Origin of the sequence: Pseudomonas sp. B14-6, from assembly GCF_013260315.1 — a bacterium.
Lineage (GTDB): Bacteria > Pseudomonadota > Gammaproteobacteria > Pseudomonadales > Pseudomonadaceae > Aquipseudomonas > Aquipseudomonas mandelii.
In genome coordinates this window covers 5,701,640-5,715,711 of sequence record NZ_CP053929.1, presented here as the reverse complement: position 1 = coordinate 5,715,711, position 14,072 = coordinate 5,701,640, and the positions used below count along the sequence as shown (strand labels likewise).

The window sequence follows — 14,072 nt, the reverse complement described above, 5'->3', positions numbered from 1 at the left end:
TGGCAGCCATAAAAAAGGCGACCCACCGGTCGCCTTCTGCACTGCGAATGTATCAACGCCCTTACCGGACGCCCTCGGCACGCAACGCCGATGGCGTGTAGTCCGCCGCCTTGGCTTCGAAGCCGAATTCAAAGCTGTGCTTCTCTTCGTTCTTCATCCCCAGCGCAATGTATCGACCGGCAATGATGTCGTAGAGCGCTTCCAGTGTGTACGCCTGGGTCTGGTGATCGTAGTAATACTGGGCGTGCCCCTCGGCCACTCGCCACAGTTGACCGCGACCGTCGTAGTGATCCACCAGCGCCACTTGCCAGCTGTCTTCGTCGATGTACATGTGGCGTTTGGCGTAAATGTGCCGCTCGTTCGGCTTGACCGTGCCGATCACTTCCCAGACCCGGTGCAGCTCATAGCGGGTCAGGTCCTGGTTGATGTGGCCGGCCTTGATGATGTCGTCGTACTTGAGACTTGGCGAGTCGAGTTTGTAGCTGTTGTAGGGGATGTACATTTCCTTCTTGCCGACCAGTTTCCAGTCATAGCGATCCGGCGCGCCGGAGAACATGTCGAAGTTGTCGGATGTGCGCAGGCCGTCAGCGGCAGTGCCCGGCCCGTCGTAGGCGACTTGCGGGGCGCGGCGCACGCGACGTTGGCCGGCGTTGTAGATCCATGCCAGGCGCGGTTCTTTCACCTGATCGAGGGTTTCGTGCACCAGCAGCACGTTCCCCGCCAGACGCGCCGGCGCCGTTACCGACTGCTTGAAAAAGGTCAGCACGTTGGCGGCTTTTTCCGGGTCCAGGTCCTTCATCAATTGCGGAACGGCGATCTCTTCCTCAAAGCGGATCGGCGTGTAGCTGCCGTTGGTCTGCGGCGTCACCTGGGTAATGATGCGTCGCAGGTTACCGCCGTGATAACGGGTGATGTGGTTCCACAACACTTCCACGCCGTTCTTCGGAATCGGGAACGCGTAGTAACGGTTGCCAGTGAAATTGGCCAGGCCGTTACCGTCGTTGATGCTGTTCACGTTCAGCGCGCTGCGCTTGGCCGACTCGTAGATTTCCGGTGGCACGGCCACGGTGCGGTGACTCGGGTAGACCGGGATCTTGTACGTTTCCGGGTAGCGCTTGAACATCGCCACCTGGCCTTCCGAGAGTTTGTCCTTGTACTTGTCGACGTTGGCGGGGGTGATCACGAACAGCGGTTTTTCGCTGGCGAACGGGTCAGCCAGGAAGCCTTTGCTGTCCACCGCGCCGGCGTTTTTCGGGATGCCACCGGTCCACGCCGGGATCGAACCGTCGGCGTTACCGGCCTTCTCGGCGCCGAGCGGCGTGAGGGAGGTACCGAGTTTGTTCGCTTCGTCCGGCGACACCGCCGCCATCACGTTGGCCGCCAGCAGGCTCAAGGCCAGGGCGCCGCATTGCAGAATCATCTTGCGCATCAAATTCATCCTTCTCAGCCAGATCAGAAGTTCACGCCGAAGCTCAGTGCCAGGAAATCGCGGTCTTCCAGGGTGTTGTAGTCACCGCCGAAGAAATCGGTGTAACTCAGGCTCGCGGTATAGGTGTTGCGGTAGTCGGCATCGACACCGACGCTGACGGCCTTGGCGCCTTCGTTGAACAGCCCGTTGGGGCCATAACCCGCGACGTCATGGGACCAGGACAGATTGGGTTTGAGGTTGATCCCGCCGATCACGTTGGCGTAATCGAGGATCGCCCGGGCACGGTAGCCCCAGGAGGTCGAGGTGACGAAACCGTCGGTATCGCCGCCGAAACCATACTGGCCGTACACCGAGTCGCGGCCGTAACGCAGGTTGCTGCGCGACTCCAGGCCACCGACGTGAACCACCGCCGCTTCGCCGACCAGGGTCAAGCGCTGGGCACCCCACACTTGATCGTAGAATTGCGTGAGGGTGCTCTGGATCTGCGTGATTTCCTTGCGGCGATAGCCTTTGTTGTCAGCGCCCGGGGTGGTGGCGATCGGTGATGCAGCGCCACCGGCAATCGGGTTGAGCAAGGCCAGGGTCAGGTCGTTGGTGCTGACCTGCACGGGTGCATTCGGCCGATAGCTGATCTCGCCGCTCCACGCGGTGCCGGTCGGCAAGGTAGTGGAGAAGCTTGCGCCGTAAAGGCGAATGTCTTCCGGGTATTCGAGGTAGTACTGACCGCGCCCCAGCATCACGCTTTGCGCCAGCCCCGCACCGCTGCCCGGCGCCAGACGGTTGGCCACACTCACCATCCCCGGCAGGCTGGCCAGTGTCGACAGGCCGGCCGTGGTGGTGCCGACCGTCGGCGTGCGGCTGTGGTAGTTCATGAAATACAGGCCGTACTCGGTGTCGTCACCGAGCCAGCGCAATGCTGTGCCCCACTGCCCGGAATCCCGCGCATCTCGGTCGCCACCCCGGGGAACGACCACGCCCTCGCGGGTCACCTGGAGTGGCTGACCGAAAGCCGATGCCAAGGGCGCCAAGGGTGCAATCGCCGGACTGCCGACGGTGTAATTGTTGTTGCAACCATCCGCCACCACGTCGTTGCCGAAGAAGGTGCCGCAGTTGTCGACGACGGTCTGGTCCCACTCCAGTTGATAGAAACCTTCCACCGAGAGCTGATCAGTCAGGCCCTGGGAGGCGAACAGCATGTTCACCGGAATCAGCCCTTCCTTGATCTCGGCGCCCGGCCGACGGAACGCTGAGACGTCGATCGGGTTGATGCTGTTGATCGAGTTACCGATGAAGGTACTTTCACCCCAGCTGACCACCTGCTTGCCGGCGCGCACGGTGCCCGGCAGATCGGCGATGGAATAGTTGTGATAAACGAAGGCATCGAGAATCTGCGCACCGGAGGACTTGGCGCCTTCCTTGCGGCCACTGTCGCTGATCGGCTTGAACTCGCGGTCTTCGTCCTTCAGCTCGAAGTCGTACCAGTACTTGCCACGGACGAAGACGCCGGTGTCACCGTATTTCAATTCGAGGTCGTGCAGGCCCTTGAAGATCTTGGAGAAGGTTTCGCCTTTCTTGAAGTTCAGCCGGCCGTCATCACCGGTCGAAGACTGACCGGTCCCGCCGTTGACGGTGCCCACCAAAGATCTATCGGCATCGCGCATGCCCCAACTCGCGCCGACGGACAGCGAGGAGTCGAAAGTACCCTCGATTTCGCCAATGTTGAACGCAACAGCCTGCGCCTGGGCACAGCAGCCCAAGGCAACCGCAGCGGCCAGCGCTTGCGGTGTGAAGATGGCGCGCATTGTTGTTTTTGTCATGCGTCTTCCCCGGTGAGTGACAGAAGGCCCCACCCTACTGCCGCACGTTGGGAGCGATAAGCGCACCAAGGAGGTATTCGTGGTGTACCTCTAAAGGATGAATGGCCGGATGGGACGGGGGTTTGCGCCGGGTATGGATGGGCTGGATGGGGGACTATCAGCAGAATGCATGGCAGCAGCTGCTACAGGGGACGTGGCGCGTCGGACTATTGCTCAGACTGCAACAGTGCATGTCGCGAATCGCTGTTTTTCCTTTCGGCTCAACGGCTTATTCTTGCCAGGCTTTGACGGCAAACCGCCAGAAAGCGCGAATCGATGGCGTGTGTTCAGTCCACGCCATTGGCGACAGAATCCAGATGAATCGACGCTTTTTCGATTGATCGCCCTGTGTTCACTGACGTTGATTTGTAGCTCCTTGATCCAACGTCTTGCTTTGGCCGCTGCGTTTGCAGCGGCCTTTTTTATGGGCGACATTCCTACAAGATATTTCCTATAACAACATAAGAAATATCTCTTTACGCAAAAGACAATCCTGCCTTTATTCCTGCCTCATCGAAATTTCTCGCTGCTTTATATGTAAGGTCTGACGCAAGTCTCGGACCCAGATTTTCTACTTCTGTTGTAATTTTTAATGGCACGACGCAATAACCGACAACCATTTTTTAATGGCTGACTGGCAACACGTCATCCATATGCACATTCAAAAGGATATGAATATGCAAAAGCCTCCAAGGCCAGGTTCTCTTGATATTCGCACGCCCATCCATACGATAGGCGTTGCTCCGGACCACATGACACCCACGCCTCTAACATCAAACATTGTCACAACGGGTCCACACGGGCACGGAATACCTGTTTATTACCAAAATCTCAATACCATTAAAGCCACCTCCCAAGCGCTGGAGCAAGAATATCAAACCAAGTCCAGCCAATTGCCGCAAACCATTGAAAATGAACTGGCCGCCACTCGGCTTGAGGGTCCAACTGATCCACTTCCACCTGCACAATCGATAATTCGCGAACTGGATGTACGAAACAGACTCACTGCTCGAAAAACAGCCGAGTTCCACAATAAAACAGCTATTGCCCATTCTTTTTATGGAGGAGATCCATTTAACAGGCACATCAACGAATTCATGAAGAAGGCTACAACTATCGAAAAGAGGCCTACACCGGACGGCGCTGCCATGCAGGCGTTGTTTCAGTCTCTTCGGGCGGCCCACGATGCAAGATTGTTGGCTCAAGGTCTCGAATTGCTCAGGCAGCAAAACGTCAATGTGCAGAACTTCCTCAGTGCTGTGCAGGCCAATGAGCAAGCCCAGCGAGCAGCTGCAGAGTTGGTGCGCGTAAATGAGGAAGCAGCAGCTCGGGCTCGAGAACAAGCGCGACTTGCAGCATTGGAAAATGCGCGGCGGGTGGCTACTGAGCAAGCTCGGGTTGCGGCGCAAGCAGCGGCGCAGCAGGTCGCTGCGGAACAGGCTCGTCTTGAAGCGAAAGCTCAAGCTCAGGCTCAAGAACAGGCACGTATTGCAGAATTGAATACAGCCCTGGCCGAGGCTGAGGCTAATGCGAAAGCAGCTGCTCAGCATTTCGCAGCCGAACAGGCTCGTCTCCAAGCTGAAATGGAACAGCAAATCGAGCAGATACAAAGGCAGCTAGAGACGGAAAGACAGCGTCTGGAGACTCGCCTCAAAGTCATTGATTCAGCTACTGCCGTGGCTCAACGCCACGTTCAACGGGTGAATCTGATAGTTCAGCAGTTGAAGGAAAGGCAAGCGCAAGAGCGCGAGCGGCAACAGGGTCGTCTGACGGCAGAGGATGAGACTCGACGAAAACTTGAGCAAGCCCGCCTCTTGGGGTCAGAGGAAACGGAGGCCAGGTGGCAAAGCCCTACGTTTGCCAATGTCGGTTCGACCGCAGCATTCGGCTCAGCGTTTACCGGCACGACCGGAACTATCGGCAATAGCCCTGCGACCTCTCTGGCGTTAAAGACCGCGCTTCGCACAGCCGTATCCGCTGTCACCGCAACTCTTGCGACAGCAGCCGCTCCAGTTCTCGTAGGATTCGCCGCCCTTTTCGCTCCATCACGGCTAGGTAACGGTGATCTGTTTTCTGTCAGTGTTCCGCTGTCAGAACTTTCGCCAGTTCCAACTGCCCATCTGTACGAACAAGCAGTCGCCGGGGGAACAATCGACCTGCCGGTTACCCTCGGTTCGAAGTCAATAGGTCATAGGGTTGAGATCGTCGTTGTCACCACAGACGGCGTGACAGTTCCCGCCAGTGTGCCGGTGAATCTGGCCCACTTTGATGCTGGCAAGAATGTTTACGTATCGGGCAGCACTGTCGCCAACGGTCCAGTCATCACTTGGACACCGTTGGTGGAACCCATAAACCCCTCGACTGATCTTCCGCTGACCGAAACAGATCTGCCGATCTATGAAGGCGCTACTGTCACTCCCAACACCGGACGAGTGAATCCATTTCCAGAGCTGGATCGCTACGGGTTTGGCGGATTCATCACCGTCTTTCCGATCGACTCAGGCCTTCCACCGATCTTCACCCTGCTCAGGGATCGACGGCAGGATCCTGGTATTGCCAGCGGCGCGGGTCAGTCGGTTTCAGGAAATTGGTTGGGTGCGGCCGCGACACTGGAAGGCGCGCCGATACCCAAGCAGCTTGCGGATAAACTTCGTGGGAGGGAGTTTTCGAGTTTCGATGCTTTTCGGAGAGTGTTTTGGAGGAAGGTGGCGAATGACGAGCTTCTGATGGACCAATTCTCCTTCTTCAACAAGATTGATATCAGGAGAGGGCTTTCTCCAAGCGCTCTGCCATCAGAGCAAGTGGGTGGACGGCAAAAGTTTGAAATTCACCACATCAAGCCAATCAGCGAAGGTGGTTCGGTCGACGATCTAGATAATCTTCGAGTACTAACACCAAAACAGCACATCAAAATCCACTCCAAAAAAGGAGATAAATGAGATGACCTTTCAAAAAAAATTCGAAGAATACACAGAATCCGAATATGTAAGCCTAATAAACCGATTAATTGAAGGTGACTACTCATCGGAGAAAGAACACGACGCAATTGTCGACCACATCGTAAGTACTTCAGAGCATCCAAACGGAACAGGCATTTTGTATTATCCCGACACGGGCGTTGAAGACAGCCCTGCCGGCGTACTAAAAGCCATCAAGGAATGGCGAGCCGCCAACGGCAAACCAGGCTTCAAACCCGAAGAATAAACATAAGGGAGCAAGCATTCATGCTTGCTCCCCTTACACTCTTAAATCGAATACCTCTGCAAATTCCCCATCATCTCCTTCAGCGCCTCAATATTGTCCTTCGGATGCGCCGCCCCTTCGAAATCACAAATCTGCTCCCACTGCGCCGCCACATCCTCCGGCGAGAAGCCCACCCGCGGATCAAACCCGGCGCCCAGGCTGCGTTCCCAGCGCACCTTGCCCATCCAGCCGCCACCGACTTCGAACAACCCGGACGTTTCCTGGCAGTTTTCACTGGCCAGGTACACCACCAACGGGCTCACCAGTTCCGGTTTGAGTTGCTCGAACACTTGCGGCGGAATCAGGCCTTCGGTCATGCGGGTGCCACCCGTCGGTGCGATGGCATTGACCAGGATGTTGTTCTTGCGACCTTCGATGGCGAGTGTGCGGGTCAGGCCATAGAGGCCAAGCTTGGCCATGCCGTAGTTGGACTGGCCGAAATTGCCGTAGATGCCCGAGGTCGATGCGGTGAAGATCACCCGGCCATAGTTCTGCTCGCGCATGTGCGGCCAGGCGGCGCGGGTGACTTTGTAGGCGCCTTCGACGTGGACGCGGTAAACCAGGTCCCAGTCGGCGTCGTCCATTTTGTGGAAGGTCTTGTCGCGCAGGATCCCGGCGTTATTGACCACGACATCAATGCGGCCGAAGGCGTCGAGGGCATGCTGTACGATTTTGTCGCCATCGGTAACGGAGTCGTGGTTGGCTTCGGCGATGCCGCCCGCCTCACGAATTTCCGCCACCACGCGGTCGGCTGCCGAGGCGTTGGCGCCCTCCCCTTGCGCCGAGCCGCCGAGATCATTGACCAGCACTTTGGCGCCCTGTTTGGCGAACAGCAGCGCGTGAGCCCGGCCCAGGCCGCCGCCGGCCCCCGTGACGATCACAACTTTATCTTCGAAGCGCACAGACTCATTCATGGGGGAACTCCAGCAGACCAAGGACAATACGTCCGAGTGTCAGGCACCAGGCTGCTGGTCACAATAAACACAGGTAAAGCTGAATAGTGCTTGATAAGGCTGGGGGATAGTCAGGAACAGGCCGCCCTGCGCGGCGGAGAAATCAGCCGATCCCGAAACGCCTGATAATGCTTGAGCACCTGCGCCGGCGCTTCAGTCTGCGGGTAATGGCCAATATCAGGCAGCAGCACCGTGTCCGGGTTGGGGACCAGTTCCCGATAGCGCTTGACCATGTGCGCGCCGGAAATCGGATCGACTTCACCATCGATGACCCGCAGCGGAACCTCGCCACGCTGCATGGCGCTGACCCAGCGCTCGCGCTGAACACGCCGCTCAGGAATATAAGCGATGAGCTTATGCATGATTCGCGGGCCGTGATTGCTGTCGATCAGGCCCCAGAAATCGTCCATCTCGCTTTCGGTGGGTCGAGTGTGCGGACCAAATATCTGCCGGAAACTTTTCACCAGTCCGTCGCGGGTAAAAGCTCTCCCGATCATCCAGCCCAAGGGGCTGAGCAACAGTTTTTGCATCAACACCGGGCGATGGGTTTCAGGAAACAGGCCGCCGTTGAGGAAAACACAACTGGCGATATCGACGCGCGTCTCGTAATGCCGGGCCAACAGTTCCTGAGCCACGCTGTCGCCATAATCGTGGGCCAACACATGCACCGGCTGTTCGACGTTCAGGTGCGCGAGCAGCGCCTGTTGCAGATCGGCCTGCTCCAACAGGCTGTATTCATGGTTGACCGGTTTGGCCGAGTCGCCGAAGCCGAGCATGTCGCAGGCAATTACCCGATAGCGCTGCGCCAGCGGTTGCCACAAGTAATGCCAGTCCCAACTGGCGGTCGGGAAACCATGGATGAGCAGCAACGGCTCACCCTGCCCCGCCGTCCAGTAATGGATGGTCTGGCCACGGAATACGAACGTCTGGCCGCGCTTTCGCCAGACACACAGGGGGATCTCGGCAAGTGCCATTAGAATTTATAACCCGGGTCTAGTTGATCGAGTTTGCGCAGTAACGCCGGCCAGGCCAACGCGCCGCCCATCCCTTGAGCACTTTTGGTCACGCCGGCAATCATCGCCTTGGCGCCCGCCAGAATCTGCGGCTCAATAGCAATCAGCTCGGCGCCACCATTCTGCGCCAGCACCTGGATATCGCAGGCGCGCTGAAAGGTGAACATCATCAGGAACGTGTCGGCGATGGTGCTGCCACAGGTCAGCAGGCCGTGGTTGTGCAGCATCAGGAAATTGTTTTCACCCAGGTCGGCTTGCAGGCGCGCCTTCTCTTCATGGTTCAGGGCAACGCCTTCGTAGGCGTGATACGCAAGGCTGGACAGCACAAACAATGACTGCTGACTGATCGGCAGAATGCCCTGCTTCTGTGCCGACACCGCCACACCCGCAGCGGTGTGAGTGTGCAACACGCACACCACATCGTGACGCACTTCATGCACGGCGCTGTGAATGGTGTAACCCGCCGGGTTGATTTCGTAAGGGCTGTCCATCAGCTTGTTGCCGGCCTGATCGACCTTGACCAGGCTCGACGCAGTGATCTCGTGAAACATCAGCCCGAACGGGTTGATCAGGAAGTCTTCGGTGCCCGGCACCTTGGCCGAGATATGCGTAAAGATCAGATCGTCCCAACCATGGGAGGCCACCAGACGATAACAGGCCGCCAGGTCGACGCGGGTCTGCCACTCGGCGGCACTGACCTGGTCTTTGACACTCTGGGGGGATTGGACGGGAGCAACTTTCACGGCAAGGACCTCCTGTTCTTATAGTTTTACTGTCGTTACCGCAGTCTAGTCGCCCCCGGATTTCGCGTAGTTGCATTGGCAGCCAGCTTGGTGGCCTAACGAGTCAGTTCAGGAAAAAGACTGGATCCATGTCAAAGGACCGCCGCCAACAAGGGGCGGCAAACAGGTTCAAAAGCCCTGTCAGAACCATGACCAGCCCCGCGACCGAGCCTTCCTCACCGCCCACTTCATGGGCCCGACTGACACCGGCACCGTGCGCGCCGACGCCAAACAACGCACCGCGCGCAAGGGCGCTGCGCAACGGCAGCCACTTCAGCAGAATGCCGCCGAGCATCGCCCCGAACACGCCGGTGAACATCACGAACACCGCCGTCAGTTCCGGCACGCCACCGAGGTCGTGAGCCAGCGGCATGGCAAACGGCGTGGTGATGGAGCGTGGCACCAGCGACATCGTCACCGAACTGTCCAGCGCCAGCGCCTTGGCCAGACCGAACGAGGTGCCGATGGACGCCGCACTGCCCGCCAGCATTCCGAGCAACAACGCCGACCAATACCGCATCAGCATCTGCCGCTGTTGCCAGATCGGCACGGCGAACGCGACGGTCACCGGCCCCAGCACCCACATCAGCCAATGGGTGTTGCTCGAATACTCCGAGTACGCGGTATGCAGCGGCACAGCGAGGGCCAGCAGCAGCGCCGGAACCAGAATCAGCGGCGACAGCAGATAACGCCCGGTGCGCCGGTAGATCCAGCGACTGAATAAATAGGCCGACAGCGTGAAGGCCAGCCAGAACATCGGCATCAGCTCAAGCTTCATGGGACCTCCGCAACCGCACCACCCCTTCCACGGTAAACGCGGTGACCAGCATCACCATCAGCGTACTCACGCCGATCACCAGCAGAATCCGCCAACCGTCGTCGCGCATCAGGCTGCCGTAATCGAGCAGGCTCATCAGCGCAGGAATAAAAAACAGCAGCATCTCGGCCATCAACAGGCCGGCCCCCATTTGCAACGCCGCCGGTTTGATCCCGCCAACCGCGAAAGCCAGCAGCAACAGCGCCATGCCGATGACGCCACCCGGGATCGGCCAAGCCAACCGCGCGGCAATTTCGCAGCCGAGCAGGTAGATGCCGAGCAGCACGGCCAGTTCAGCGGTCAATCGAGCCAGGCGTTTGAAGATGGATGAATTCATGGTTTCGGTCCTCACAGATGCTCATTTTACGGAGCGGGCTGCTATCCCCGAAACGAATTGTTAGACTCGGCTCTATTCCAATCTGGAATCAGGCGCATGGAATTCAAGCAGCTACGCAGCTTCGTCGAAGTGATGCACCAAGGGGGTTTCACCCAAGCCGCCAAGACTCTGCACATCAGCCAATCGGCGGTGAGCAAGCAAGTCGCCCAGCTGGAACAAAGTCTGGGCACACCGTTGCTCGAACGCCTGGGTTCGCAACTGCGCCTGACCGCCGCCGGCAGCGTGGTGCTGCAACGGGCCGAAGGCATGCTGCGGCTGCGCAACGAGTTGCTCAGTGAGTTGGACGATTTGAGCCAACTGGCTCGCGGGGAATTGCGTCTGGGACTGCCACTGTTGGGCAGTGATGCGCTGTTCGCCGGGCTGTTTGCCGAGTACCGGCGGCGCTACCCGAACATCAGCATTCAGTTACTGGAGGGCGGTAGCCTGAACATCGAACAGGCGGTGTTGAGTGGTGAGCTCGAACTCGGTGGCAGTCTGTTGCCGAAGGATCCGCAGTTCGCCTTTCAGCCTTTCTGCGATGAGCCGCTGGATGCGCTGCTGCCCGCCGATCATCCGTTGGCGACCAAGACAGTGATCGGACTGGAGGAATTGGCCGATACGCCGTTTCTGCTGTATCAGCGCAGCTTCGTGCTCAACGACCGGTTGCTGCAGGCTTGTCATCAGCTGGGGTTCACACCCAAGGAAGGTGGGCGCAGCGGCCAGGCGGATTTTCTTGCCGCACTGGTGGTCGCCGGCCAAGGCGTGGTGCTGCTGCCCAGCGTGGTGGCGCGTGGGCTGGTGAGGCCAGGCGTGGTGCGCCTGACCTTGAATGCCCCGGATTCGTTACGCTGGGACATTGCCTTTATCTGGCGGCAGGGTGCGTACTTGTCGAAGGCTGCACAAGCCTGGCTTGCCCTGCTGCGCGAGCGGCCGGTCAGTCCTTTAGCGCGCTGATCAGTTCCGCCAGCCAAGGCTCGGCATCGGTTTCCGGAGTCACACTTTCGCTGGCGTCCAGACGCAACATCGGCAGCACTTCACGCAAGCCCAGTTCGGCGAACAACTCACACATCTGCTCGCCGCCGCCGCAGAACGTATCGCCGTAACTTGCATCGCCCAAGCCGATCACCGCTCCCGGCAAACCGCGCCAGGCAGCAGGTAATTGGTCACGGATCATCCAATACAGGGGTTGCAGGTTATCCGGCAATTCACCCATGCCGGTGGTCGACGTCACCGCCAGAAATGCTTCCGGGCCGAAGGCCTGGACATCGGCCAGTGTCGCGCGCGGGTTGTACCAGGTTTCGAAACCCGCGCCGTTTAAAAGAGAGGCGGCGTGGCGGGCAACTTCTTCTGCCGTGCCGTACACCGAGCCGGAAATGATGGCAACTTTCATCAATCGATCCTGAAGCTGTAAAAGACACAGATATTAACAGCACAGGCTCGTTTGATCTTTTAGAATGCAAATCCCTATCAATACGGAAAGGATTCTCCGATGATCAACGCTCAACTGTTGCAAATGGTAATCAACGCCTCCAACGACGGCATCGTGATTGCCGAAAAGGAAGGTGACCAGGACAACATCCTGATTTACGTAAACCCGGCGTTCGAGCGGCTGACGGGTTACACCAGCGAAGAAATTCTTTACCAGGATTGCCGTTTCCTGCAGGCCGGTGACCGGGATCAAAAAGAAGCCCTCACCGCAATTCGCAAAGCGTTGACCCTTGGCGGCTCCTGCCGGGAAATCCTGAGAAACTACCGAAAGGACGGCACCCCGTTCTGGAATGAACTGTCCCTTTCTACAGTGAAGAACGAAAGCGATGGGCAAACTTATTTTGTAGGCGTGCAGAAAGACGTTACGGTGCAGGTCAAGGCACAGCAGCGAGTTGCGCAACTGGAAGCACAATTGGCTGAGATGCAGGCCGAGCTTGCCGCGCTTAAAGCGACGAACGGTAAAAACAAAACAGCGAATTAATGGTCATTAACTACAATCACCGATGACTTTGTAACTATTCCTTTCGAGCAAGCCATGCAACGCGACGCACTCCTGACACAGGATGAGCTGGATTTTATCCAGACCATGCAACACAACCCCCAGCTCAATGTGCGGGATGCGACGTCGAGTCTGCTCGTCAACGGTGGATCGCAAATCCGTGATTTGCTCACGCGCCTGGCGGCCCATGAGCAAGTCACCATCCAGGCCAACTTCGAAAACCAGCAAATGACCTTTCCGCTGCATCTGGTGGAAGACGAATTTCATGCGCTGCATTTGCGTCTGGGCGTGCCGAGTATTTATGAAGACGGGCCAATGGTACGACCATGGCGCCTGACGCTTGAAGAGCCGGTGGCACTGGAAAATGCCAAAGGCCAGCCCGGCACGATGTGGGTGCATGAAATATCGTTCAAAGGGGTTTTGCTGGAAGTTCGCAACAAGACCAAACCGCCCAAACACTTCGCGTTGTGGTTCAGTCCGTCAGGCTATGAGCGGATTGCATTGCGCGGCACCTTCGAGCGTGAAACCGAGCAAGGTTTCTACGCTTACGAATTAAGCCAGAGCGACAAGGATGAGACCGAACGTCTGCGTCAGTACATCCTTCAGCAACATCGTCTGACACATCCCGCCCTGCACATCTGATCTCAGGTATCCAGGTTTCCTGCCAGGAACTGTTTCAAACGCTGACGCATCACCATCCCCTCATTTCCCAGACAACCGATCGACGATCCGGCCAGGCTGTCCTGTGCCAGGTCCGACGCATCGCCAGCCAGCAGCAACTGACAATCCAGGCTCAAGGCCAGTCGATTCAGACGTCGAGGCAACTCGGGGGCCGGCGCGTGGTTGGACACCAGCACCAGTGCCGTGGGCTTGATACGCTCGCAAACCAGGGTCAACTCGTCGAAGGGCTGACCGATCGACAGCAGTTGAATAGCCGAGTCGACACTGCTCAGGTACAGCGCCGTGACCAGCACTTCGAGTTCATGAGCCTGATCGGCCAAGGCGCAGACAATCACGCGTCGAGGCTGCATGACGCGCACCAGCAACATGCGCTGCAACACACGAGAACGCAGGAAACCATCCAGAAACAGCCATTCGCTGGTCTGACCGAACGCGTGATGGCGCTGCAGCATCAGCTTCCAGATCGGCATCAGGATGTCCTGGAACACCACGGTCAGGGGGTAACTGGAAAAAATCTGTCCATAGACTTGCTCCAGCTTAACCTCGTCAAACGCCGTCACCGCCACCTGAACCTCCTGCTGCCACTGGGCGTAGTCGGCCTGAACGAGTTCGTCGGGAATGATTTTCGCCAGGGCTTTTAGCGGCTCGGTCTTGGCCAGTATCTTGCCGACCTTGCTGACCGCGACGCCGCGATCAATCCAGCCGAGAATGCTGCGGACCTTTTCGATATCCGCCATCGAGTACAGCCGATGCCCGCTTTCGGTGCGTGTGGGCTGAATCAGGCCATATCGTCGCTCCCATGCCCGCAACGTAACGGGGTTGATACCCGTCAGGCGCGCTACTTCACGGATGGGAAACAGCTCTTCCTGTTCCAGTGCAGCTCCTCGCTGCAAATCTGGGACACCTTCAGTCAGGACAGGCATGTGGCAATTGAA

General features: G+C 58.0%; 14 protein-coding genes. 5 read left to right on the top strand and 9 right to left on the bottom strand.

Translation table 11 applies throughout. From position 1 onward, the window contains the following. Window positions 1-61: 61 nt before the first annotated feature. On the bottom strand, window positions 62-1,429 hold the full coding sequence (locus HP062_RS26060) for a DUF1329 domain-containing protein (protein WP_102594599.1): 1,368 nt from the start codon (window positions 1,427-1,429) through the stop codon (window positions 62-64). A 23-nt stretch (window positions 1,430-1,452) separates the two neighbouring features. Then, window positions 1,453-3,246 (bottom strand): DUF1302 domain-containing protein, encoded by a 1,794-nt coding sequence (locus tag HP062_RS26055; protein WP_042932362.1) that lies wholly within the window; start codon window positions 3,244-3,246, stop codon window positions 1,453-1,455. Between the two features lie 665 nt (window positions 3,247-3,911). Between HP062_RS26055 and HP062_RS26050 the strand changes: the two genes are divergently transcribed. Together HP062_RS26050 and HP062_RS26045 are read left to right on the top strand one after the other, a co-directional pair. Continuing rightward, window positions 3,912-6,224, top strand: a complete 2,313-nt coding sequence (locus tag HP062_RS26050) for an S-type pyocin domain-containing protein (RefSeq protein WP_256665988.1) — start codon at window positions 3,912-3,914, stop codon at window positions 6,222-6,224. A 1-nt stretch (window position 6,225) separates the two neighbouring features. Continuing rightward, on the top strand, window positions 6,226-6,489 hold the full coding sequence (locus HP062_RS26045; RefSeq protein ID WP_145306943.1) for a bacteriocin immunity protein: 264 nt from the start codon (window positions 6,226-6,228) through the stop codon (window positions 6,487-6,489). 41 nt (window positions 6,490-6,530) lie between these two features. On the opposite strand, the gene HP062_RS26040 is transcribed toward HP062_RS26045, so the two are convergent. The 5 genes from HP062_RS26040 to HP062_RS26020 form a co-directional block, all read right to left on the bottom strand. After that, the gene (locus tag HP062_RS26040; RefSeq protein WP_010463212.1) at window positions 6,531-7,442 is read right to left on the bottom strand and encodes an SDR family oxidoreductase; all 912 of its coding nucleotides are present in this window, start codon (window positions 7,440-7,442) and stop codon (window positions 6,531-6,533) included. 110 nt (window positions 7,443-7,552) lie between these two features. Continuing rightward, window positions 7,553-8,455 carry an alpha/beta fold hydrolase gene (locus HP062_RS26035; RefSeq protein WP_010463214.1) on the bottom strand — a complete coding sequence of 301 codons (903 nt, stop codon included), beginning with the start codon at window positions 8,453-8,455 and terminating at the stop codon, window positions 7,553-7,555. Beyond that, window positions 8,455-9,237 (bottom strand): class II aldolase/adducin family protein, encoded by a 783-nt coding sequence (locus HP062_RS26030; RefSeq protein WP_010463216.1) that lies wholly within the window; start codon window positions 9,235-9,237, stop codon window positions 8,455-8,457. The genes HP062_RS26035 and HP062_RS26030 overlap by 1 nt, the downstream gene beginning before the upstream one ends. 103 nt (window positions 9,238-9,340) lie before the next feature. Beyond that, complete coding sequence (locus tag HP062_RS26025) at window positions 9,341-10,054, bottom strand: LrgB family protein (RefSeq protein ID WP_172792281.1); 714 nt, start codon at window positions 10,052-10,054, stop codon at window positions 9,341-9,343. Beyond that, window positions 10,044-10,430, bottom strand: a complete 387-nt coding sequence (locus HP062_RS26020) for a CidA/LrgA family protein (protein ID WP_172792280.1) — start codon at window positions 10,428-10,430, stop codon at window positions 10,044-10,046. Before HP062_RS26020 ends, HP062_RS26025 begins: the two co-directional genes overlap by 11 nt. A 96-nt stretch (window positions 10,431-10,526) precedes the next feature. On the opposite strand from HP062_RS26020, the gene HP062_RS26015 reads away from it, so the two are divergent. Then, entirely contained in the window at window positions 10,527-11,423 is an 897-nt protein-coding gene (locus HP062_RS26015) for a LysR family transcriptional regulator (protein ID WP_172792279.1), read from the top strand. On the opposite strand, the gene HP062_RS26010 is transcribed toward HP062_RS26015, so the two are convergent. Further along, window positions 11,404-11,859: a flavodoxin gene (locus HP062_RS26010; protein WP_172792278.1), complete on the bottom strand. Its 456-nt coding sequence runs from the start codon at window positions 11,857-11,859 to the stop codon at window positions 11,404-11,406. The two genes, HP062_RS26015 and HP062_RS26010, sit on opposite strands and share 20 nt — an antisense overlap. 99 nt (window positions 11,860-11,958) lie before the next feature. On the opposite strand from HP062_RS26010, the gene HP062_RS26005 reads away from it, so the two are divergent. Further along, entirely contained in the window at window positions 11,959-12,438 is a 480-nt protein-coding gene (locus HP062_RS26005) for a PAS domain-containing protein (protein WP_010463226.1), read from the top strand. Between the two features lie 54 nt (window positions 12,439-12,492). Continuing rightward, on the top strand, window positions 12,493-13,098 hold the full coding sequence (locus HP062_RS26000; protein WP_010463228.1) for a hypothetical protein: 606 nt from the start codon (window positions 12,493-12,495) through the stop codon (window positions 13,096-13,098). Between the two features lie 2 nt (window positions 13,099-13,100). On the opposite strand, the gene HP062_RS25995 is transcribed toward HP062_RS26000, so the two are convergent. Then, window positions 13,101-14,060, bottom strand: a complete 960-nt coding sequence (locus tag HP062_RS25995; protein WP_102594611.1) for a MerR family transcriptional regulator — start codon at window positions 14,058-14,060, stop codon at window positions 13,101-13,103. Between the last annotated feature and the right edge of the window lie 12 nt (window positions 14,061-14,072).